Origin of the sequence: Peptoniphilus harei (assembly GCF_016726485.1) — a bacterium.
In the GTDB taxonomy this organism is placed as follows: domain Bacteria; phylum Bacillota; class Clostridia; order Tissierellales; family Peptoniphilaceae; genus Peptoniphilus_A; species Peptoniphilus_A harei.
This window is the reverse complement of sequence record NZ_CP068103.1, coordinates 708,160-730,989: the sequence shown is the minus strand read 5'-3', so window position 1 is coordinate 730,989 and position 22,830 is coordinate 708,160. Positions and strand designations below refer to the sequence as shown.

The following is a 22,830-nucleotide window of genomic DNA, read 5'->3' as shown; positions in this document are numbered from 1 at the left end:
GACCTCATTAAAAGTTTTTATTGGGTCTTAAAGATGGTATACTATAAGGGAATGGGGGAAATTATGGAATTAAAAGATACAATTCGTGCAATTGAAGATTATCCAAAAGAGGGAGTTATCTTTAGGGACATAACAACTCTTTTAAAGGATAAAGATGCCTTCAAAAAATCAGTTGATGAAATGGCAGAAAAAATAGATGATGACGTGGATAAAATTATAGGGATTGAAGCTAGGGGCTTTATCTTCGGAGCAGCTCTTGCCTATAAGTTAAACAAGGGCTTTATTCCTGTGAGAAAGCCAGGGAAACTTCCTTGGGATAAAATCAGCGAATCCTATGACCTTGAGTATGGAGAAGATTCTATTGAAATTCACAAGGACGCTCTTGAGCCGGGAGAAAAAGTTGTAATAGTAGATGACTTACTTGCAACTGGTGGTACATCAAAGGCCTGTCTAAAACTTGTCAGGAGCCTAGGGGGAGAAGTGTCTTCACTAGTATTTTTAGCAGAGCTTGAGGGACTCAAGGGAAGAGATGAACTAAAGGGCGAAAAAGTTCACTCAGTTATAAGATATTAAAAATTTGCAAAAAAATTTATAGGCTTACAAAAATTTTAATTAATAAAAATTTGAGATTTAATAAAAAATTATAAGCAAATAAAAATTTGTGAACTAATAAAAATCTCTAATTCATCAGAAAATTATGAACTAATAAAAACTTATAAGCAAATAAAAACTTATAAACTAACAAAATAATATAAGGCGTTAAAAAAACATCTGGGAGATAAATTCTTACAGATGTTTTTTCTTTGAAAAATATTTAATTTGAATTTCTTTTTGCAGCTGTGTCTTTAATATTATTTACGCAAAGGGTGAGGGCAAGAAGGGCTTCAGTGTATTTCTCATCATAGACTGTGAGCCTATAGGTATCAGTCAAGGCAAAGAAGGTCTTTTGGATTTCACCAATTAAGTCCTTGCCCCTATAAATTTCAAAATTTAAATCTGGGAACTGTCCTTCCAAACTCAGGGACTCTCCATTATAGTCAATCCCAATCCTTCTAACTAAAAAGCTGATTTTTGATTCTACCCTCATGAACTTACCGTCAGAAAAATTAACATTAAACTTTTGGAGGAGGGAGAAGACTTCCTTTTCAATTTTTAAAATCTCATTTCCATCTATATCAGAAATTTTCACATCATAGCCAATGAGTGTAAAATCTTGGTCTACATAATAAACTTCTCTTCCATCATCATCTAAGATGGGGTAGTGGTCTGTAATCTTAAAAAGATTTTCTTTAAAATAATAATTTTTCATGACTCCTCCTTGACTAAAGATATATCTTAATTTGATTTTATAAGTTTATGAAGTTAATTACAACAAAAAATAAAACCCCACAGAAACCTGCGGGGTTTAGAAATATTTAGATATTAGTCGATATTAAGTGAATCAACAGCATTATCAATTAATTCATCCTTAACAAAGTAAGGAAGAGTAATGTGTCCGAATTCATTATCTTCGTTAAATTCTTTTGAAACTTCAATAGCGTGTTCGTTTCTAGCCCAGTTACGTCTAGCAACACCACTCATAACGTCCCAAGTAAGTGAAAGATCGATAATTTCGTCAACCATTTCAGATCCGTCAAGAACTAGACCAAATCCACCGTTAATTGATTTACCAATACCAACTCCACCACCATTGTGAAGAGCAACTAGTGACATACCTCTAGCACAGTTTCCTGCGAAACATTGTGTAGCCATGTCAGCCATTACATTAGAACCATCTTTAATGTTAGATGTTTCTCTAAATGGTGAGTCTGTACCAGATACGTCGTGGTGGTCACGTCCCATCATAACAGGACCGATTTTTCCTTCTCTAACAAGTTCGTTAAATTTATGAGCTATTGCAACTCTACCCTTAGCGTCTTGGTAAAGGATTCTAGCTTGAGTACCAACAACTAATTGGTTCTTATCAGCATCTCTAATCCAGATATAGTTATCCATATCTTGGTATCTTCTGTCTTTATCAATACATTCCATTGCAGCGTGGTCAGTTGCAATTAAGTCTTCGTGTTTACCACTTAGGCAAACCCATCTAAATGGTCCATATCCATAGTCAAATAGAAGTGGTCCCATGATGTCTTCTACATAAGAAGGCCAAATGAATCCGTCTTTGTCGTCTTTACCGTTCTTAGAAACTTCTTTAACTCCAGCATCGTAGATAGCTTTTAAGAAAGAGTTACCATAGTCGAAGAAGTAAGTTCCCTTAGAAGTAAGGTTCTTAATAACGTCAAAGTGTTGTCTAAGAGTCTTGTCAGCAAGTTCGTGGAATTTCTTTTTATCAGTTCTTAATAATTCAGTTCTTTCTTCGAAAGTAATTCCTACTGGACAGTATCCACCATCGTAAACGTTGTGGCAAGATGTTTGGTCAGAAAGTAGGTCAATATGAACATTGTTTTCGTCCATATAGTGAAGAAGATCAACGATATTACCATGGAAGGCAATAGAAAGAGCTTCTTTCTTTTCAAGAGCGTCTTGAGCAAGTTTTACAGCTTCTTCAGGAGTTTCAGCAAGTTTCTTAATCCATCCTTGTTCAAGTCTAGTTTCAATTCTTGAAATATCAACTTCAGCAATAATAGAAACAGCACCTGCGATATCTCCAGCCTTACCTTGAGCACCAGACATTCCGCCAAGTCCAGATGAAACGAATAATTTTCCAGCTAAGTTATCTTTTTCGCTTAGACCTAATTTTAATCTACCAGCGTTAAGAATAGTGTTGTAAGTTCCGTGAACGATACCTTGTGGTCCAATGTACATCCAACCACCAGCAGTCATTTGTCCGTAGTTAGCAACTCCCATTTCTTCAGCAATTTCCCAATCGTCAAGATTGTCATAAAGACCAACCATTAGACCGTTAGTGATAATAACTCTTGGAGAATTTTTTCTTGATTTAAATAGTCCAAGTGGGTGACCAGATTCCATTACAAGAGTTTCGTCATCGTGCATGATTTCAAGATATTGTTTAATTAGGTTGTATTGCATCCAATCGTGACAAACTGAACCAGTTTCTCCATAAGTTACAAGTTCATATGGATATAAAGCAACATCAAAGTCTAAGTTGTTGTCAATCATTACTTGGAAAGCTTTACCAGCTAAACAATTTCCCTTGTATTCGTCAATTGGTTTACCGTAAATTCTTCCTTCTGGTCTGAATCTGTATCCGTAGATTCTTCCTCTAGTAGTAAGTTCTTCTAAAAATTCAGGAATTAATTCTTCATGATATTCTTCTGGGATATATCTTAGAGCATTTCTAAGAGCAATTTTAGTTTGATCTTTTGAAAGTCTAAATCCTCTATCAGGAGCTCTTCTAATTCCTTGTTCAAAAGATTTTTTTTCTGGAAGGTTCTTAATTTCTACCTTCATAATCTTTTGAACTTCTGCGTTATGATTATTTATCACTTTTATCAACCTCCATTTAATAGTCATTATAAATTAAAAATTTTAAAAAGTAAATACATAGGGAAATTAATTTCCTAAAATTTTAAAAATATCCTAAAAAAGTAATGAGTTTTCCTAAGTTGCCTTGAAAACACACGTATCAAGGACACCTTTCCTTTAAAAAGATGATTAATTTATCGTGATAAACCGAAGAAATGAATCGTTTGCAAAATTTATGTAAAACCATAGAAAGTGACTTGCTTAAAAGTTTCTTCTATAAAAATAATATAAAGTTTTAGATTATAAAAATATGAGTTTACAAATAATCTCTTTGTCAAAAATAAATATTATGTGAAAAATAATTATTAAGTCATAAGAATTTATAGACTGGTAAAAAAACTTAAGTCACAATTTATTGATAGCTTATAAAAATTTCTGAAGTAATAAATAATTATAAACTTGTAAAAAATTATAAACTTATAAAAATTCATTGAGTCGAAAAAATTTATAAACTTGTAAAAAAATTATAAATTGATAAAAAATTGGAATAACAAATTGAATAGTGAACTTAATTGGAATAACAAATTGAATAGTGAACTTAATAGTAGAAATAAAATTAAATTATTAAAATTTAATTAAAAAACTTAATAAAAATATTTTCATATTTATTGGGTATATAATATGTGTTAAGATATTGACAGAAAAAGGAGGAATTTATGAAAGCGGATAAAATATTAGTTAATCTTGAACAAGTCTTTTCACCAAAGGATATTGGTAGACCACTAAGAGGGGAAGAAATGAACCAAGCTGACATTCTAGAAAATGCTTACATTGCAATTAAGGATGGTAAAATATTAGAAGTTGGCGAAGGTAATGGATATGAAAACTTAAAAGACGAAAATACAGAAATAGTTGACCTTACTGGCAAAACTGCAACTCCAGGTCTAATTGATGCTCACACTCACCTTGTATATGGTGGAAGCCGTGAAAATGAATTTGCTATGAAGCTTAATGGAATGGAATACCTTGAAATTCTAGAAGCAGGTGGAGGAATTCTTTCTACACTAAAGGCAACTGATTCAGCAAGCTTTGATGAACTTTATGATAAGACAAGAGATCTTCTTGAACACATGCTAGTTCACGGTGTAACTTCTGTAGAAGCAAAAAGTGGTTACGGAATTACTCTTGAAACAGAATTAAAGGAACTTGAAGTTCTTGAAAAATTAAATAAGGACTTCCCAACAGAATTAATTACAACATTTATGGCAGCCCACGTTATCCACGAAAAATATAAGGATAATCCAGATGAATATGTTGACATTGTTATCGACATGATGCCAGAAGTTGCAAAGAGAAATCTTGCAGAATTCTGTGACGTATTCTGTGAAAAGGGAGTATTCACTGCAGAACAATCTGAAAGAATTCTTGAAGCTGCAAAGGAACATGGCTTTAAATTAAGAATCCACTCTGATGAAATAGAAAACATTGGTGGTGTAGATGTTGCTGCCAAAGTTGGAGCAGTTTCTGCAGAACACTTAATGGTAGTAGATGATGAGGAAATTGAAACTCTTGCTAAGGCAAATGTAATTGGAAACCTACTTCCTGGAACAACTTTCTCTCTAATGCTAGACACTTATGCTCCAGCAAGAAGAATGCTTGACAAGGGAATGGCTATTACACTTTGTACAGACTCTAACCCAGGATCATGTCCAACAGCAAACCTTCAATTTATTATGCAACTTGGTTGCTTAGAAATGAAGCTTACACCAATTGAAGTTTACAATGCAGTAACTATTAACGCTGCTTACTCAGTTGACAGGGCAGACACTATTGGATCCTTTGACAAGGGCAAGAGGGCAAACATTGCAATATTCGATGCTCATAACATTGACTACACACTTTACTTCTTCGCAACAAACCTATGTAAACAAGTTTATGTAGATGGTGAATTAGTTGTAGAAGATAGAAAGTTAGTAAAATAATTCTAGGAAAACAATATAGGAATTAAAATAAAGGGGCTTAGGCTCCTTTATTTTTTATGTTTAAAAATGTTTATTTAAAAAAATACAATAGTTTAGATTATAAAACATTATTTAAAATAATATAAGAATTTATTGAAATAGATAAATTAAAAGCTCACAAAAGCCTTGAAAGTACACAATCAATTAAAATAATACTTTAACAAATAATAGAGAAAACTGACTAAAGTATTGTATATTTTATCGTAATAGAGAATTAGATTGTTGACAAAAGTACAATAATATGAGAAAATAAAGAAAACATTTTCAAAGGAGGAAATAAATATGTTGTTATTTAACCCCGTAGTAGTGTCGGTACTATTACTCGTAATTTTATGTATGTTAAAACTTAACGTACTACTTTCACTATTAGTGGCAGGTATTGTGGCAGGTATAACTGCAGGCATGCCATTATATGTATTTGAACCAGATACTTGGCAAGCAAATACAGTTGGAAAGCTTCCAGGATTTGCAATCGAAGGCGATTCAATTATAGGTACAATTATTGGTGGTATGGGATCTATGGCAGAGACAGCTCTTGCTTATATCCTAATAGGTATGTTTGCTTATGCAATTGGTAAATCAGGACTTATAACTATTCTTGCTCAAAAGATTTCTAAATTAGTAGGAAATAATAAATTCTTCTTAATTTTCCTAATAGCATTTATATCAATCTTTTCACAAAACCTTTTACCAGTTCACATTTCCTTTATACCTATTCTAATTCCGCCTCTACTAGGACTTATGAATAAGTTAAAGATTGACAGACGTGCAGTAGCATCAGCTCTTTGCTTTGGATTAAAGGCACCATATGTTTCAATACCAGTAGGTTTTGGACTTATATTCCACAAAATTATTGCAACAAACATGACAGATGCTGGCATGCCAACAACTGTTAATGACACAGGAAAGGTAATGTGGATTGCAGGTTTATCAATGTTAATTGGTTTAATCTTTGTAGTATTTGTTCTTTATGGAAAAGACAGAGAATATGAAGATCGTGAAATCCCTGGAGTTATTTCTCTAGACGAAGAAGTTCACATGACTTCACAAGCTTGGGGAGCTCTAGTTGCAGCTATAGCAATGCTTATAGTTCAAATTATTACAACTAACCTTCCGTTCTCAGCATTAATTGGTATTATCTTCCTATTAATTACTCGTTCAATTAAATGGGATGAAATTGACGATATGGTTACTGGTGGACTTGACCTAATGGGATTCATCGCATTTGTAATGTTAATAGCAGGTGGATTTGCTAACGTTCTTAACACATCAGGTGCAGTAGTTCACCTAGTTAACGATACAGCAGCTATGATGGAAGGTGCTTCACTTGTAGTATCGGCTATTGTTCTACTAGCAATTGGTCTTGTTATTACAATGGGTATCGGTACATCTTTTGGTACAATCCCAGTAGTTGCAGCAATTTATGTTCCGCTAGCTCAACAATTAGGTTTCTCAAAATCAGCTATTATCCTATTAATTGGTATAGCAGCTGCTCTTGGAGATGCAGGATCACCAGCATCTGACTCAACAATGGGACCTACATCTGGTCTTAACGCTGACGGACAACACGACCACATCATGGACACTTGTGTACCGACATTTATCGCATTTGACGTGTTCCTAGTAATCGGTGGAGTTATCGGATCAGTATTACTATCTTAATAAAATTTAAGAAATTGACTTAGGTCATTAGCAGGTACTTAAAGGTACCTGCTTTTTATTTTCAGAATTTTAATAAAATATATAACTTTTAATTAATTCCTAAGTCAAATAAAAACATGTCATGAAAACTTTATCCTAAATAATCCTAATTAACATCATATGGGAAAACTTAATCTATAAATAAAAGATATCAATATTAAAAGTGTATATATTTAAAAATAAAATACTAAAAATTAATAAAAACAATGATTTAATGCTTTTAATCGGAAACCTATAGTTTATTGAAAATACCTTATTATATAGATGAATACCAAAATGAATTTATCTAATTATCATAAAATCTAGCTAAGACATTGTACAAAATTAAATGTAATATAAAAATCTTTATAAATTATAGTTGACTTATAATTACTACAGGAGTAAGATGAAGCTAGAAAACATTTTCAGTAATACAAAATTTTAGCAGATGTATTACAGACATGCCAAATATTTTATGACGTGCCTTAATGTTTTAAGGAGGTTTTATTTATGAAGAACGATGGTCAAAAAGCTGTTAGACTACCAAGTTTTTTTGAAGCAATTCTACCTATTTTAACAATGGTAGCGCTAATGGTATATGTTTTCAAATTTAGTGATGAGGCGTATGACGCTGCTCACATGCCACTAATCATAGCACTTATAGTTACTGTTACTATTGGTGTAATTTGCGGACATAGTTTTGATGAAATGTTGTCTGGTATTATAGACAGGATAACAGCAACATTGGACGCAATTTTAATTTTACTTACTGTAGGTCTATTGGTATCATCCTTTATGATTTCAGGTACAATTCCTGCTCTTATCTATTACGGACTAGATTTCTTATCACCACAAACATTCCTACCAGTTGGTTGTTTGCTTTGTGCTATAGTTGGTTTAGCTTGTGGATCTTCTTGGACAGCAACAGCTACAGTTGGTATTGCTTTCATGACAATTGGTGCTGGACTTGGAATTAATCCTGCACTTACAGCAGGTATGGTAATATCTGGAGCATATGTTGGAGATAAATTCTCTCCACTATCTGATACTACTAACCTTGCAGCAGGTGTTGCTGGAACTGGTCTATTTGATCACGTTGCAGCCATGGTATCTACAACAGGTCCTGTTTTCTTAATATCTCTTATTATTTATACAATCTTAGGTATGAATATTGCAGGAGCTGGATATGATCCAACAATTGCTGATGGAATTAGAGAAGCAATATCTAGTAACTTTAATGTTAATCCATTAGTACTACTTCCAATTGTAGTAATTGTAATTATAATGGTATTAAGAATCCCTGGTCTTCCAGGCGTACTTGGTTCAGTTGCAGTTGGTGTCATCTTTGCACTTATCTTCCAAGAAAGATATTCAGTAGCAGACTTATTCTCAATCCTTCACTATGGTCCATCAATTGAAACAGGAAATGAATTCCTTGATGGTGCTCTTGCAAAAGGTGGTATGGATAACCAAATGTGGACAATCAACCTTATTATTCTTGCAGTATCCTTTGGTGGTGCTCTTGAAAAATGTGGTATCGTTGAAAAATTATTTGGTGGAATTAAAAATAAAATCAACTCTGTTGGTGGAATAGTTTTTGCTACAATGCTTACATCAATCTTCTGTGACGCAGCAATGTGTGACCAATTCTTAGGAATCGGTGTTCCTGCTCCTCTATATGATACAAAATATGATGAACTTGGACTTGCAAGAAATATGTTATCAAGAACACTTGAAGATGCTGGTACACTTTGGGCATGTATGTTCCCATGGACAGCTTGTGGTGCTTACCAATTTAGAACACTTGGTGTTAACCCACTTGCATTCTTCCCATTTGCATTTGTTAACTTACTAAACCCAATCTATGCATGTGTAACAGCATTTGCTGGAAGAAACATATTCTGGGCTGACGGATCTTATACAAATCTATTTGGTAAGACTACAATGAAGAAACAAGCTAAGTCTCCAGAAAAAGCTAAAGAAGTAGCTATGGCAGCTCTTGAAAGAAGAAGAGCAGAAGGAAGAGCTCCAAAACTTAGCGCTTAATTCAAATTTCCTAACTAAATTTTAGAATATTAATTAGAATATTAAAATTTCCTAACTAAATTTTAGAATATTAATTAGAATATTAAAATTTCCTAACTAAATTTTAGAATATTAATTAGAATATTAAATAGAAAGAAGTGATTATGTGTCAGAGATAAAATTACCTTGGGATAATGACAGCGAAGCAATCAAATACGTATATGTGAATCCTAGAAAAAGATTTTCTGAAAAATATGCCTACGTAGTCACTTCTGTCTTGATTATTTTAGGTATTTTCACAAAGTATAAGCTGACTTTGATCTTGGCTATCCTTTTACTTATATCCCTACTTGCAAAAAAGTATGTTGCAGTTACAAGCAAGGGGCTTGAAATTTACAACGACATTAAAGTTTCAAAAATTCATGAAGTTTGGGATTGGTCAGATATTGATGCAATTACTTATGAGAAAAAAGCTGATGAGCCAGGCAAGACTCTTCTCTATTTTACTAAGGGAGATATTACAAGGAGATTCTTCTTTAAGGATGAGGACAAAGACAGAGTCTTTGATGTGGCTAAAAAGCATAATAAAAAAATAAAAATTTACGATGCCTATGAGTATAAAGAAAATCTCAAGTCTTTCAAAAAGGAATTAAAAAAGACAAAGAGAAGTTGGCAACGATAAAAAAAGTTTTTTAAGAGACTTCAATTAAGGAGTCTCTTTTTTATGTTCAATGAAATTATATTTTCTTCGAAGTATATAAATTAAAAGTAACAAATTATTATAAGTTTAAAAATTATTTTAAACTTGTAAAGTTGAATTATTCACCAATTAATTATAGAATTAACTTTGTTAGACAGAGGAAAAAAAGAAGTTATAAGAAGTCGAGAATAGAATATTATTCAAAAGAAGATAAGACAAAAGGACAATAGAATATTTTTAAAAGGATGATAAGACAAATCGACAATGAGAATATTCTTTAATAAGGATGATAAAATGAAATTTGATTACAACTCTTACCCTTATCCTTCAACTAGGAGGACAATTTTTGGGAAAAATGGAATGATGGCAACATCATCTCCCTATGCAACAAGTGCTGGGGCAAAAATTCTCCTTGAAGGTGGCAATGCCATAGACGCTGCTCTTGCTGCATCTATGACTCTTCCTGTTGTGGAACCAACAGGCAACGGGCTGGGGTCAGATATGTTTGCTTTAATTTATTATGAAGGCAAACTTTATGGAATAAATGCCAGCGGTAGAAGTCCCAAAAATATTTCTATTGCAAAGCTTAGGGAAAAGGGCTATGATAGAATGCCTTCTTGTGGGGTAAATGTAATAAATACGCCAGGGTTAATTGGTGGAGTCATGAAAGTCTATGAAGACTTTGCCAGCCTTAGTCTTGAGAAAATTTTTGAACCAGCAATCTCCTATGCAGAAGAAGGATATCCAGTGACTCCACAAATTGCAAAACTTTGGGGAGAAAGCTATGAAAAATATAAAAATTTAAATAGGGAAGAGTTCAATGAATTTTTTAAGTCCTTTACTCTTGATGGTAGAGCCCCAAGGGCTGGTGAAGTTTTCAAATCTCCTGACATGGCAAGGACCCTAAGAGAAATTCGTGACACTAAGGGCCAGTCCTTTTATAAGGGAGAACTTGCAGAAAAAATAGTAGGTGAAGTGGAAAGGCTTGGAGGCTTTTTAAGTCTAGATGACTTAAAGGCTTTTGAGCCAAGATATGTAGATCCAATTTCTACCAATTATAAAGGGATAGATATTTGGGAAATCCCTCCAAATGGACACGGAATTTCTGTCCTAATGGCCCTAAATATTTTAAGTGAAATGGAAATAAAAGATCGTGAAGACCCAAAGACCCTTCACAAGATTATTGAGGCCATAAAATTATCTCTTACTGATGCTAAGGCCTATGTTGCAGATCCTGAAAAGATGCAAATTGAAGTTGAAAGACTTTTATCATGTGACTATGCTAGGGACAGGAGAGCGAAAATAAGTGACAGGGCAAAGACTCCTGAAGCTTTTAAGATAAAATCTTCTGACACAGTTTATTTTGCCACAGCTGATAAGGATGGCAACATGGTCTCCATGATTCAGTCAAACTATGCTGGCTTTGGATCTGGAATTGTGGTTCCTGGAACTGGAATAACTTTAAACAATAGGGTTGAGAATTTTTATTTTGAAGAAGGACTTGCCAACTCTCTTGAAGGAGGAAAGCTGCCTTACCACACAATAATTCCTGGCTTTATGACAAAAAATAATGAGGCACTTGGAGCCTTTGGAATAATGGGTGCCTTTATGCAGCCACAAGCCCATGTCCAAGTCCTTATGAATATGATAGATTTTAATTTAAATCCACAGGCTGCCCTTGATGCTCCAAGGATAATGTGGATTGACGACAAAAAAATTCAGGTAGAAAATGACTTTAAGCCTGAAATTATTGATGAACTAAAAAAACTTGGCCACGAAGTTGAAGTCGTAAGTGACTTCAAGAGCATGGGTAGGGGCCAGATTATTTTGAAAGATAAAGATGTTTATATTGGTGGAACAGAAAAGAGGACGGACTCCAATATTTTTTCTTATTAGAAGGTGATTAAATGGAATTTAAAATTCATTCTGAGTACAAGCCCACAGGTGACCAACCCCAGGCTATTGATAAATTGGCTGAGGGTATAAAGAAGGGCTACACGCACCAAAACTTACTAGGGGTAACAGGTTCTGGTAAGACCTTTACCATGGCAAATGTAATTGAGAGGGTCCAAAAGCCAACTCTTGTAATTGCCCACAACAAGACCCTTGCCTACCAACTTTGTTCAGAATTAAAGGAATTTTTCCCGGAAAATGCTGTGGAATTCTTTGTTTCTTATTATGATTACTATCAACCAGAAGCCTATGTGCCAGGAACTGACACCTTTATTGAAAAGGACTCATCTATAAATGATGAAATAGATAAGCTTCGTCACTCTGCAACAATGTCTCTTTTCGAGAGAAAGGACGTAATTATTGTTGCATCAGTTTCCTGCATCTATGGTTTAGGGGACCCAATTGATTATGAGCAACTGGCAATTTCTCTAAGGCCTGGCATGATAAGGGACAGGAATGATGTCATGAGCAAGCTTGTGGACATCCAGTATGTGAGAAATGATTATGAATTTAAGCGTGGGACCTTTAGGGTTCGTGGAGATATTTTGGAAATTTTCCCAGCCTCTTCATCAGAAAATTCTATAAGAGTTGAATTTTTTGGGGATGAAATTGACAGAATAACTGAAGTCAATGCCTTGACAGGTCAAGTCCTTCATTATCTAAACCACGCCTACATTACTCCTGCTTCCCACTTTGCAACTTCAGAAGAAAAGGTAAAGCGTGCCATTGTTACAATAGAAGAAGAACTTGAGGAAAGACTTAAGGTTTTAAAGGACCAAGAAAAACTTTTAGAAGCTCAGAGATTGGAGCAAAGGACAAGGTACGACTTGGAGATGCTATCTGAAATGGGATTTTGCTCTGGTATAGAAAATTATTCAAGACACCTATCTGGTAGGGCTCCAGGCTCAAGACCCTATACATTAATAGATTATTTTCCAAAGGACTTTTTAACGATAATCGACGAGTCCCACCAAACTATTCCTCAAATTAGGGGTATGTATAATGGGGACAGGGCTCGTAAGGAAACCCTAGTTGATTACGGATTTAGACTTCCTTCAGCCCTAGACAACAGACCTTTGAGATTTAATGAGTTTGAAGAAATGATGAACCAATGTGTTTATGTTTCTGCAACCCCAGGACCTTATGAACTTGAACACACTGAACAAGAAGTTGAACAAATCATAAGGCCAACAGGTCTTCTTGATCCAATAATTGAAGTAAGACCAATTAAAAACCAAATTGATGATATTATAAATGAAGTAAATGGAGCTATTGAAAGAGGAGAAAGGGTCCTTATAACTACTCTTACCAAGAGGATGTCTGAGGACCTATCAAGGCACCTGAAGGAAATTGGATACAAGGTGACTTACATGCACTCTGATGTAGACACCCTAGAGAGGATGAAGATAATAAGGGACCTAAGGCTTGGAAAGGTTGACGTCCTTGTTGGAATCAACCTCCTAAGAGAGGGTCTTGACCTGCCAGAGGTTTCAAGAGTTTGTATACTTGATGCAGACAAGGAAGGCTTCCTTCGTTCTGTCACATCACTTATCCAAACTGCTGGTCGTGCAGCTAGAAATGCCGATGGAAAAGTTATTATGTATGCCGACACCATAACTCCTTCTATGAGGGTTACTATTGATGAGACTTCTAGGAGAAGAAAAATCCAAGAAGAATACAATGAAGAGCATGGGATCACTCCAAAAACAATAGTGAAAAGTATCCGTGAAGTTATAAATACTGCTATTGCTGCAGAAGAATCTGTGGACTTCAAAGATATTAAAGATGAAGAAAATGAATTTACTAAGGATGAAATTAACGAGATGATAGATGCCCTAAAACCTGAAATGTACAGGGCAGCAGAAGAACTTGATTTTGAGAAGGCTGCTGAAATTAGGGATAAAATAAAGGATTTAAGGGAGAAGAAAAAATCTGCCCTCCTTTAAAGAGGTGTTAAATTGAAAGACGAAATAATAGTAAAGGGAGCTAGGGTCAACAACTTAAAAAATGTTGACCTTAATATTCCTAGAAATAAATTTGTAGTTTTTACAGGACTTTCTGGATCAGGTAAGTCTTCCCTTGCCTTTGATACAATTTATGCAGAAGGTCAAAGAAGGTATGTGGAATCCCTATCTTCTTATGCAAGACAGTTCTTGGGACAAATGGACAAGCCAGAGGTTGACTATATTGAAGGTATGAGTCCATCTATTTCCATTGACCAAAAAACCACTTCAAAAAACCCAAGATCAACTGTTGGGACAGTTACAGAAATCTATGACTACCTAAGACTTTTGTATGCAAGAGTTGGTCATGCCTTTTGTCCGGAATGTGGGAGAGAAATTTCTTCCTATACTATAGACCAAATGGTGGATGAAATAATGAAGCTAGACGAGAGGACAAGGATTCAAATTCTTTCACCAGTTGTAAGGCATAGGAAGGGTCAGCACAAAAAAGTTTTTGAAAAAATTAAAAAAGAAGGCTTTTTAAGGGTTATTGTTGACGGAGAAATGCGTGATATTGGGGAAGAAATTGAGCTTGAAAAAAACAAGTATCACGATATAGACATTGTAATAGATAGGATTATTATAAAAGAAAAAATTGAATCAAGACTTGCAGACTCACTGGAAATTGCCACAAACCTAAGTGATGGGATAGCCAAGATAAATGTTATCGATGGAGACGACATGGTTTTCTCCACAAAATTTGCCTGCCCTCACTGCAACATTATAATAGAAGAAGTTACTCCAAGGTCCTTCTCCTTTAACTCTCCTCTGGGAGCTTGTGACGAATGTAAGGGACTTGGATTTTCTAAGGAAGTTTCAAGAGATTTGGTTATTCCCAACAAGGAACTTTCTATAGATGAGGGGGCTATTGCCTGCTACTCAAACTCCAAGGGAACATATTATTATGAAATAATTGCACAAATTGCCAAGAAGTTTGATTTTTCCACTAAAGAGCCAATAAAAAATGCTCCAAAAGAATTTATCAAAGCAATTTTTGAAGGTTATGATGGTAAGTTAAACTTCTCCTTTAATTCCTACTTCTCTGGGGAGAAAAAATATTCTGGAGGTTTTGAGGGAATCCTAAAAAACCTAAAGAGAAGGTACACTGAGTCAAGTTCTGACAGGATGCTTGATAAGATTGACGAATTTATGGAAGAAGTTCCATGTCCTAAGTGCCATGGAGCAAGGTTAAGGGATTCATCTCTTGCCATAAGAGTTGGAGGCCTAAATATTTTTGAATTGACGGAACTTTCTATAGACAAGTCCCTAGAGTTTTTTGAAAATCTAGAATTTACAAAAAATGAAATGATAATTGCTGAAGAACTCTTAAAGGAGATTAAATCAAGGCTAGAATTCTTGGTAAATGTTGGTCTTGAATATTTATCTTTATCGAGAATGGCTGGAACTCTTTCTGGTGGCGAAGCCCAAAGAATTAGGCTGGCAACCCAAATTGGTTCACAACTTGTCGGGGTAATTTACGTTCTCGATGAGCCAAGCATTGGACTCCACCAAAGGGACAACACAAAACTCCTTGAGTCACTTAGAAATCTAACAGACATTGGCAACACCCTAATTGTTGTTGAGCACGACGAGGATACAATGTTTGCTGCAGATGAAATTGTAGACATTGGACCTCTTGCAGGCGTCAATGGGGGAAGGATTGTTGCTCAAGGTACAGCTGAAGAAATTATGGAAGTTCAAGAGTCCATAACTGGTGCCTACCTAAGTGGCAGAAAGAAAATTAAAGTTCCCAAGGAAAGAAGAGAATACACAGGCAAGTCCATCAAGGTTAAAGGTGCAGAGGAAAATAACTTAAAAAATATTGATGTTGAATTCCCGCTGGGACAATTTGTCTGTGTTACAGGAGTTTCTGGATCAGGTAAGTCTTCACTTGTAAATGAAATCCTCTACAAGAGCCTCGCCCAAAAGATAAATAAGTCTAGGATAAAACCTGGCAAGCACAAGTCTATTGAAGGTCTTGACAACATTGACAAGATTGTTGACATTGACCAATCCCCAATTGGAAGAACACCGAGGTCAAATCCTGCCACTTATACAGGTGCTTTTGATATAATAAGAGATGTCTTTGCCAATACTAATGAGGCAAAAATGCGTGGCTACAAGAAGGGGAGATTTTCCTTTAACGTCAAGGGAGGAAGATGCGAGGCTTGCAAGGGCGATGGAATCTTAAAAGTTGAGATGCACTTCTTGTCTGACGTCTATGTTCCTTGTGAAGTTTGCCATGGCAAGAGATATAATCGTGAAACTCTTGAAGTAAAATACAAGGGCAAAAATATCTATGACGTTCTTGACATGACAGTTGAAGAGGCAATTGACTTCTTCCAAAATCATGAGAGGGTCTTGAGAAAGCTTGAAACCCTAAGAGATGTTGGACTTTCCTATATAAAATTGGGACAATCTTCTACACTTTTATCAGGTGGAGAAGCCCAAAGAATAAAACTTGCCACAGAATTATCCAAGAGGGCAACGGGAAGAACTCTCTACATCTTAGATGAGCCAACAACTGGACTTCACTCAGAAGACGTGAATAAATTAATAAAGGTTTTAGAAGAACTTGTGGATAGGGGCAATACAGTAATAACAATTGAGCACAACTTAGATGTTATTAAGTGTGCCGACCACATTATTGACCTTGGACCAGAAGGTGGAGAAGGCGGAGGTCAAGTTATATTTACTGGAAGGCCTGAAGAAATTATTAAGTGCAAAGATTCTTATACAGGAGAATTTTTGAAAGATAAATTGGAGGATTAATTTGAAAAAAATTAAAAGACTGGGAGCCTTTATTTTGGCCGCAAGTCTCTTGCCAAGTTTCGTATCGGCAAAGGGATTTGTTAGACAAAATGATTTTATGGATAAGTCTGGTCATGAGAGGACCCACGCCCTAAAAAAGTGGCAGGCGAGGATGAACCTTCCTGTTACTGGCGGGATGAATGACAAGACCAACCAAGCTCTTTACACACAAAATTACGAAGTTTATGACATGGTGACTAATCCACCAACAAGTGGCAACTGGATAGTAGTCAATAAGTCTAGGAGAACTCTTACCCTATATAAGGGTGGGCAATCTATTGGGAAGTTCCCTGTAACTCTTGGGACAAGTTCAACTCCAACACCATCAGCTAAGGCAAAAATTCAAAATATGCACAAGAATCCTGCTTGGGGTGGAATGGGAGGTAAGTACACTCCAGTTGCATCCAATGATCCAAAAAATCCTCTTGGAGAAAGGTGGATGGGTCTAAGCATACCTGGCATGAGTGGATACGGAATTCATGGAAACATAAAGCCTTTTCAAATTGGTGGTTACTATTCTAATGGTTGCATAAGAATGTTTAACTACGATATAGAAAATCTTGTTTTTCCAAAAATGAAAGTAGGAGCTCCAGTTTGGTTGGGGACAGATGCTGAATTGGAGTCTTGGGGAGTATATCAATACTCAAGGCCTAAGAAGGCTGAGCCAAAGCCAGTGGAAAAGAAAGAGCCTCCAAAGGAAGTTAATAAAAATCCTGTAGAAGAAGTTCCAGCAGGTGACTTATTAGAATTTTAATTTAATAAAGTGGCCTTAAAGCATTGAAAATCATAAGTCTTTGCGTTATAATGTTTTTTAAAATTATAGCGACAGCTTTAGGAAGACTATTTTAAATTAAAGTCGGAGGTTATTATGAAAAAGAAAATTTTTAATATTGCACTTATTGCAATGACAGCCCTGCTACTATTTGGCTGTGGAAAAAAAGAAGAAACGAAAGAAGAAGCTAAGGAAGCAGTTAAGTTTGAAGTGACAACTACTGGTCCAACAATTGATGCTATAAAGGAAAAGGGAAAAATAGTTCTTGGAACTTCAGCAGACTTCCCACCAATGGAATGGACATCTTTCCAATCTGGTAAAGAAGAATTCACAGGTGTTGATATTGCAATTGCACAGTCCATTGCTGATTCACTTGGAGTAGAACTTGAAGTTAAGAATATGGCTTTCGAAGGACTTCTTGCTTCTCTAAACTCAGGTGATGTTGACATGGTTATAGCAGGAATGGGTGCTGACGAAGAAAGAAAGAAACAAGTTGACTTCTCTGATGAATATTCACAAGGACAACAAGTTTTACTTGTAACTGAAGAAAATAAGGACAAGTACAAAACTTTTGATGACCTTGAAGGAGAAATTGTTGGTACACAACTTGGTACACTTCAACATAAGTTTGCAACAGAAAGATTTGGAGACAAATGTAAGGGATTTGATCTTAATAATGTTATTATTGAACAGTTAAAGAACAAGTCCATTGATGCAGCTTTCTTATCAGAACTACCTGCTAAACAATTTGCTTCAATCACTGATGGTCTTGTTATTATAAAAGACTTAGGAATTCCAGATGATAGCGGATTTGCAGTAGCAATTAAAAAAGGCAACGATGACTTAACAGGAGCTGTTAACGAAGTTGTTAAAGGATTAAAAGATTCAGGCCAAGTTGACAAATGGTTTGATGAGTATATTGAACTATCTAACAAAGAGGCAGTAAAATAAATTAAATATTCCCTACATTAAGTGTGGGGAATTTTTATTTTATAAATTTTTTTAAATAAGGGGAAATTATGGGAATTATGAATCAATTTGCTTTCATAGAGAGATACCTGCCAACTTACTTAAATGGTGCCATAACAACTATTGAGCTTTCAATAATTGGCGTCCTTCTAGGTTTTACTCTTGGCATAATTCTTGCTCTAATGAAAACATCAAAAATAAAAATTTTAAATATCTTGTCAAGCATCTACATCGAAATCGTAAGAGGAACACCAATGCTTGTACAAATAATGATAGTTTACTTTGGGCTTAAGAAAATTATTCCAGAGCAATTCACAATATTGACAGCGCCAATGTTCTTGTGTGCTCTTTCTATATCACTAAACTCTGCAGCCTATATTGCAGAAATTATTAGATCAGGAATTAGTTCAGTTGACTTTGGACAAATGGAAGCTGCCAGGTCCCTTGGACTTAACGAAAAGCAAGCAATGAGAAAGATTATTATGCCACAGGCAATAAAAAATATTCTTCCAGCCCTAGTAAATGAATTTATAACACTTATTAAGGAATCATCAATTACTTATACAGTAGGAGTTGGAGAATTAATGTACGCAGGTAAAAGTATTTCATCGGGAACTTTTGAATTAGTAAGACCCTTTATATTTACAGCCTGCATCTACTTCATCATGACCTTCAGTCTTTCAAAGGCCATGGGTAGACTAGAAAGGAGACTTTCAAATGATTAAGGTAGAAAATCTTACAAAATCCTTTGGAGAACTTGAAGTTCTAAAGGGAATAGATCAAGAAATAAAAGATGGTGAAGTTGTAGTTGTAATTGGACCATCAGGTTCAGGTAAGTCAACTTTTTTGAGATGCTTAAATCTTTTGGAAACTCCAACAAGTGGCAAGATCTTTGTAGATGATGAAGAAATAACTTCAAAGGAAGTGGACATAAATAAGGTTCGTGAAGAAATGGGAATGGTATTCCAATCCTTTAACCTCTTTAACAACCTAAACATCTTAGACAATATTACACTTGCACCAACACTTGTAAAGAAAATGGAAAAAAGTAAGGCAGAAGAAAAAGCAAGAGAACTTCTTGCAAGAGTTGGACTGCCAGACAAGGCTGAGTCTTTTCCGAAGTCCCTATCAGGAGGACAAAAACAAAGGATAGCAATAGCAAGAGCCCTTGCCATGAATCCAAAGGTAATGCTTTTTGACGAACCAACGTCAGCCCTTGACCCAGAAATGGTTGGGGAAGTCCTAGATATAATGAAGGACCTTGCAAAGGAAGGAATGACCATGGTAGTTGTTACTCACGAGATGGGTTTTGCAAGAGAAGTTGGTGACAGAATTTTATTTATGGACGGAGGCTACATTGTTGAAGAGGGAAGTCCAGAAGAAATTTTTGGAAACCCTCAAAACTATAGGACCAAAGACTTCTTAGGAAAGGTTCTTTAATAAATTAATAAATTTTAATCAAAATGACTTAGCTAAGACTAGGTCATTTTTTATTGGAATTTTTATCTTTGATGTGCTAATAATTTTTAAGTTATAGAAAATTTTTAATTTTAAATTGTTTTGTGATGATATAATTATTTTAAGGAGGGACTACAATGAAGTGCTTGATGAAAAACTTAATAATTCTCTTTGCACTTATATTTTTAAGCCTAGTCTTTCTTGGAAGGACTGCCTACAAGTCCTATACTGAAGGCTCAAAAGTTCATAAGCAAGAAGAACTAAATTTAAATGAAGACAAGGGCAATAAAAATTTTGAAATTTTAGAAGTGCCAAGTGATAAAAAGAAACAAATGGAAGAGAGTCTTGGCTATGAAATTGCAGATATAAAACACATAAGACTACTTGATAAGGATGATTATATCGAAGAAGGAGTTAAGAATAAAGAAGGCTATACAATTGAAAATATTTCAGAAGTTAGAGGCGCAATAGAATTTAGTGGGCCAGATGTTTATGAGTCAATATGTGACAATAGAAAGGAAGAAGAAACTGAAATTAAAATTGGAGAAAGGATTCTAAAAAATGATTATATGGCAGACATCCACCTTGATTCAAAAATAATTTCCAATGCCCTGGGCTTCGATGTGGAGAAAGAAAATAAAATTGACTTGGATCTTGATATAAAAGTAGAAAGAAAAACTTTTGCAAGCCTGAGTCTTTTCCCTGAGATAAATCACTATGACTTTGAAATACATAAAAATTGAAGAGAAATATCAGAGGGAAATGCTAAGAAAGTTGTGGGAGGATATTTAATAACAAAAAAGGAGAAAATAAATGAAAGCTAGGGATAAATACATAATTACAGGCGTAGTATTGACAGTTTTATTAATAATATTTTTACACTTTATGCCACTTTTTGATTTGAAGATGACATCGTCTTATCAAAACAATTTAATTAATTACCTTAAAGATGACTTCACACTAGTGATTGCCTTTATTCTTTCAGTGGGGCTAATAGTCTTTGGATTAATAAAAAAAGATTAAGGAATATTAATGACTTAGGAGACTAAGTCATTTTTTATTTTATAAACTTCTAGAAATTCATAGATTAAAACTAATAATTAATTTAATTTAAAGTTTTTTCACAAAAGTATTAAATAAATTAAGGAAAATTTAAAAAAGATAATAAATTACATAACATCGTGCAATCTAAGAAATAGATTATCAAGAAAACGTATTAAAATATTGTATTTTTTATGTCGATAGAGTTTTATTTTCTCCAAAATTATTGACAATGATTTATATTTAGAATAAAATCTAGTTAGAAAACATTTGCAAGGACTTTCCATGCAAGTGTAGAAATTTTGGCAACTACTTTTTCAAAAGATGATTTGATATTTCATCTTTAATATTTCTTTTGAATTAGTAAGTAAGATGCAATGTATTAAAAGAAAGGGAGTACAATTATGAACAAAGTAGTATTAACAGGTAACGATCTAGATCTTGAACAATTAGTAGCTGTATCTAGAGACCACGTAAAAGTAGAAATTGATGACAAAGCAATCGCTGATGTAAACAAATCAAGAGAATATGTAGAAGAAATCGTTGAAGAAGAAAGAGTTGTTTACGGAATCAATACAGGTTTTGGTTCTCTATCAAGAGTAAGTATCTCTAAAGAAGATTCAGCTCAACTTCAAGAAAATATTATTAGAACTCACGCTGCTGGATTTGGTAACCCACTTCCTGAAGATGAAGTAAGAGCAGTTATGCTTATTAGAATCAACTCTCTATTAAAGGGTGTTTCTGGTATTAGACTATCTACTATTGAATTACTTCTTGAAATGTTAAATAGAAATGTAGTTCCATTTATTCCTGAAAAAGGATCTCTTGGAGCTTCTGGTGACTTAGCACCACTTGCACACATGGTTCTTCCAATGCTTGGACTTGGAAAAGCTTACTACGAAGGCGAACTTCTTCAAGGTAAAGAAGCTATGGAAAAAGCTGGCTTAAAACCAATTGCACTTGCAGCTAAAGAAGGACTTGCACTTATTAACGGTACAACAGTTCTTACAGCAACTGGAGCACTTGCAACTTACGATGCACTTAAACTTTCTAAGATTGCTGATATCGCAGGAGCTATGGCTACAGAATCTGCTAGAGGAATCATCGACGCATTCTGGGAAGAACTTCACACAATTAGACCACACGCAGGATCACTTAAGACTGCTGAAAACTTAAGAAATATTCTTGAAGGTTCAACTTATGTAACTCACACAGCTGAACTTAGAGTACAAGATGCTTACACATTTAGATGTATGCCACAAATTCACGGTGCTTCTAAAGACACTCTTGAATATGTTAAAGAAAAAGTTGAAATCGAACTTAACTCTGCAACTGATAACCCAATCATCACTCACGATGGTAAGGTAATTTCTGGTGGTAACTTCCACGGAGAATTAATGGCACAACCATTTGATTTCTTAGCAATTGCAGTTTCTGAACTAGGTAACGTTTCTGAAAGAAGAATTGAAAGAATGGTTAACACTACACTTTCTGGAATGCCTTCATTCTTAGTTAAACACCCTGGTCTAAACTCTGGTTTCATGATCACTCAATATGCAGCAGCTGCTTTAGCATCAGAAAACAAAACTTTATCTCACCCAGCAAGTGTTGACTCAATAACATCTTGTGAAAACCAAGAAGACTTCGTTTCTATGGGTAACTGGGCATCAAGAAAAGCAAGAGAAGTTGTTAAGAACACAGCTAGAATCCTAACTACTGAACTTATGATAGCTGCTCAAGCACTTGACTTCAGAATGGAAATGGAAGACAACAAGTTTGAACTTGGTAAGGGAACAAAAGTTGCTCACGAAGTAATTAGAAAACAAGTTGCAGTAATAGAAGAAGATAAGACAATCGAAATCTACGAAGAACTTGAAAAAGCTCAAGAACTTATTAACACTGGAAAACTTCTTGAAGAAGTAGAAAAAGTTGTAGAACTTTAATAATAAGGAAAAATCATATATAATA

Annotated in this window: 17 protein-coding genes; 15 read left to right on the top strand and 2 right to left on the bottom strand. The window is 34.8% G+C overall.

Annotation, left to right across the window (positions count from 1 at the left end):
* The first annotated feature begins 63 nt into the window (after positions 1-63).
* A complete protein-coding gene (locus tag I6I93_RS03400) occupies positions 64-573 on the top strand; it encodes an adenine phosphoribosyltransferase (protein ID WP_112889444.1) in 510 nt (169 codons plus the stop codon).
* 241 nt (positions 574-814) lie between these two features.
* Here I6I93_RS03400 and I6I93_RS03395 read toward each other — a convergent pair whose 3' ends face one another.
* Both I6I93_RS03395 and I6I93_RS03390 read right to left on the bottom strand, forming a co-directional pair.
* Entirely contained in the window at positions 815-1,309 is a 495-nt protein-coding gene (locus I6I93_RS03395) for an LURP-one-related/scramblase family protein (protein ID WP_112889443.1), read from the bottom strand.
* Between the two features lie 113 nt (positions 1,310-1,422).
* The gene (locus tag I6I93_RS03390) at positions 1,423-3,414 is read right to left on the bottom strand and encodes a urocanate hydratase (protein ID WP_172605481.1); all 1,992 of its coding nucleotides are present in this window, start codon (positions 3,412-3,414) and stop codon (positions 1,423-1,425) included.
* 731 nt (positions 3,415-4,145) lie between these two features.
* On the opposite strand from I6I93_RS03390, the gene hutI reads away from it, so the two are divergent.
* From hutI to hutH, 14 genes are all read left to right on the top strand, one after another.
* A complete protein-coding gene (hutI, locus tag I6I93_RS03385) occupies positions 4,146-5,411 on the top strand; it encodes an imidazolonepropionase (protein ID WP_112889441.1) in 1,266 nt (421 codons plus the stop codon).
* 321 nt (positions 5,412-5,732) lie between these two features.
* Positions 5,733-7,112 carry a Na+/H+ antiporter NhaC family protein gene (locus I6I93_RS03380; RefSeq protein ID WP_112889440.1) on the top strand — a complete coding sequence of 460 codons (1,380 nt, stop codon included), beginning with the start codon at positions 5,733-5,735 and terminating at the stop codon, positions 7,110-7,112.
* Positions 7,113-7,640: 528 nt separating this feature from the next.
* A complete protein-coding gene (gene nhaC / locus I6I93_RS03375) occupies positions 7,641-9,176 on the top strand; it encodes a Na+/H+ antiporter NhaC (RefSeq protein WP_112889439.1) in 1,536 nt (511 codons plus the stop codon).
* 145 nt (positions 9,177-9,321) lie between these two features.
* Positions 9,322-9,837 (top strand): hypothetical protein, encoded by a 516-nt coding sequence (locus I6I93_RS03370; RefSeq protein ID WP_112889438.1) that lies wholly within the window; start codon positions 9,322-9,324, stop codon positions 9,835-9,837.
* Between the two features lie 312 nt (positions 9,838-10,149).
* Entirely contained in the window at positions 10,150-11,751 is a 1,602-nt protein-coding gene (locus tag I6I93_RS03365) for a gamma-glutamyltransferase family protein (RefSeq protein WP_112889437.1), read from the top strand.
* 11 nt (positions 11,752-11,762) lie between these two features.
* Positions 11,763-13,754, top strand: a complete 1,992-nt coding sequence (uvrB, locus tag I6I93_RS03360) for an excinuclease ABC subunit UvrB (RefSeq protein WP_112889436.1) — start codon at positions 11,763-11,765, stop codon at positions 13,752-13,754.
* Positions 13,755-13,766: 12 nt separating this feature from the next.
* Entirely contained in the window at positions 13,767-16,583 is a 2,817-nt protein-coding gene (gene uvrA, locus I6I93_RS03355; RefSeq protein ID WP_112889435.1) for an excinuclease ABC subunit UvrA, read from the top strand.
* Position 16,584: 1 nt separating this feature from the next.
* A complete protein-coding gene (locus I6I93_RS03350; RefSeq protein WP_112889434.1) occupies positions 16,585-17,376 on the top strand; it encodes a L,D-transpeptidase in 792 nt (263 codons plus the stop codon).
* Positions 17,377-17,490: 114 nt separating this feature from the next.
* Positions 17,491-18,345, top strand: coding sequence for a transporter substrate-binding domain-containing protein (locus tag I6I93_RS03345; RefSeq protein WP_112889433.1), 855 nt, complete (start codon positions 17,491-17,493; stop codon positions 18,343-18,345).
* Positions 18,346-18,413: 68 nt separating this feature from the next.
* On the top strand, positions 18,414-19,088 hold the full coding sequence (locus tag I6I93_RS03340; protein ID WP_070700689.1) for an amino acid ABC transporter permease: 675 nt from the start codon (positions 18,414-18,416) through the stop codon (positions 19,086-19,088).
* Positions 19,081-19,803 carry an amino acid ABC transporter ATP-binding protein gene (locus tag I6I93_RS03335; protein WP_112889432.1) on the top strand — a complete coding sequence of 241 codons (723 nt, stop codon included), beginning with the start codon at positions 19,081-19,083 and terminating at the stop codon, positions 19,801-19,803. The genes I6I93_RS03340 and I6I93_RS03335 overlap by 8 nt, the downstream gene beginning before the upstream one ends.
* A gap of 155 nt (positions 19,804-19,958) precedes the next feature.
* Positions 19,959-20,564 (top strand): hypothetical protein, encoded by a 606-nt coding sequence (locus I6I93_RS03330; RefSeq protein ID WP_236587213.1) that lies wholly within the window; start codon positions 19,959-19,961, stop codon positions 20,562-20,564.
* 70 nt (positions 20,565-20,634) lie between these two features.
* Complete coding sequence (locus I6I93_RS03325; protein WP_112889431.1) at positions 20,635-20,844, top strand: hypothetical protein; 210 nt, start codon at positions 20,635-20,637, stop codon at positions 20,842-20,844.
* 422 nt (positions 20,845-21,266) lie between these two features.
* Positions 21,267-22,805: a histidine ammonia-lyase gene (gene hutH / locus I6I93_RS03320; RefSeq protein WP_112889430.1), complete on the top strand. Its 1,539-nt coding sequence runs from the start codon at positions 21,267-21,269 to the stop codon at positions 22,803-22,805.
* The last annotated feature ends 25 nt before the right edge of the window (positions 22,806-22,830 follow it).

Coding starts and splice junctions, on each gene's coding strand:
- uvrB (WP_112889436.1), top strand. CDS start 11,763: ATGGAATTTAAAATTCATTCTGAGTACAAGCCCACAGGTGACCAACCC.
- I6I93_RS03400 (WP_112889444.1), top strand. CDS start 64: ATGGAATTAAAAGATACAATTCGTGCAATTGAAGATTATCCAAAAGAG.
- I6I93_RS03340 (WP_070700689.1), top strand. CDS start 18,414: ATGGGAATTATGAATCAATTTGCTTTCATAGAGAGATACCTGCCAACT.
- I6I93_RS03335 (WP_112889432.1), top strand. CDS start 19,081: ATGATTAAGGTAGAAAATCTTACAAAATCCTTTGGAGAACTTGAAGTT.
- I6I93_RS03390 (WP_172605481.1), bottom strand. CDS start 3,414: ATGAAGGTAGAAATTAAGAACCTTCCAGAAAAAAAATCTTTTGAACAA.
- hutH (WP_112889430.1), top strand. CDS start 21,267: ATGAACAAAGTAGTATTAACAGGTAACGATCTAGATCTTGAACAATTA.
- I6I93_RS03345 (WP_112889433.1), top strand. CDS start 17,491: ATGAAAAAGAAAATTTTTAATATTGCACTTATTGCAATGACAGCCCTG.
- hutI (WP_112889441.1), top strand. CDS start 4,146: ATGAAAGCGGATAAAATATTAGTTAATCTTGAACAAGTCTTTTCACCA.
- I6I93_RS03325 (WP_112889431.1), top strand. CDS start 20,635: ATGAAAGCTAGGGATAAATACATAATTACAGGCGTAGTATTGACAGTT.
- I6I93_RS03380 (WP_112889440.1), top strand. CDS start 5,733: ATGTTGTTATTTAACCCCGTAGTAGTGTCGGTACTATTACTCGTAATT.
- I6I93_RS03330 (WP_236587213.1), top strand. CDS start 19,959: ATGAAGTGCTTGATGAAAAACTTAATAATTCTCTTTGCACTTATATTT.
- I6I93_RS03365 (WP_112889437.1), top strand. CDS start 10,150: ATGAAATTTGATTACAACTCTTACCCTTATCCTTCAACTAGGAGGACA.
- I6I93_RS03395 (WP_112889443.1), bottom strand. CDS start 1,309: ATGAAAAATTATTATTTTAAAGAAAATCTTTTTAAGATTACAGACCAC.
- nhaC (WP_112889439.1), top strand. CDS start 7,641: ATGAAGAACGATGGTCAAAAAGCTGTTAGACTACCAAGTTTTTTTGAA.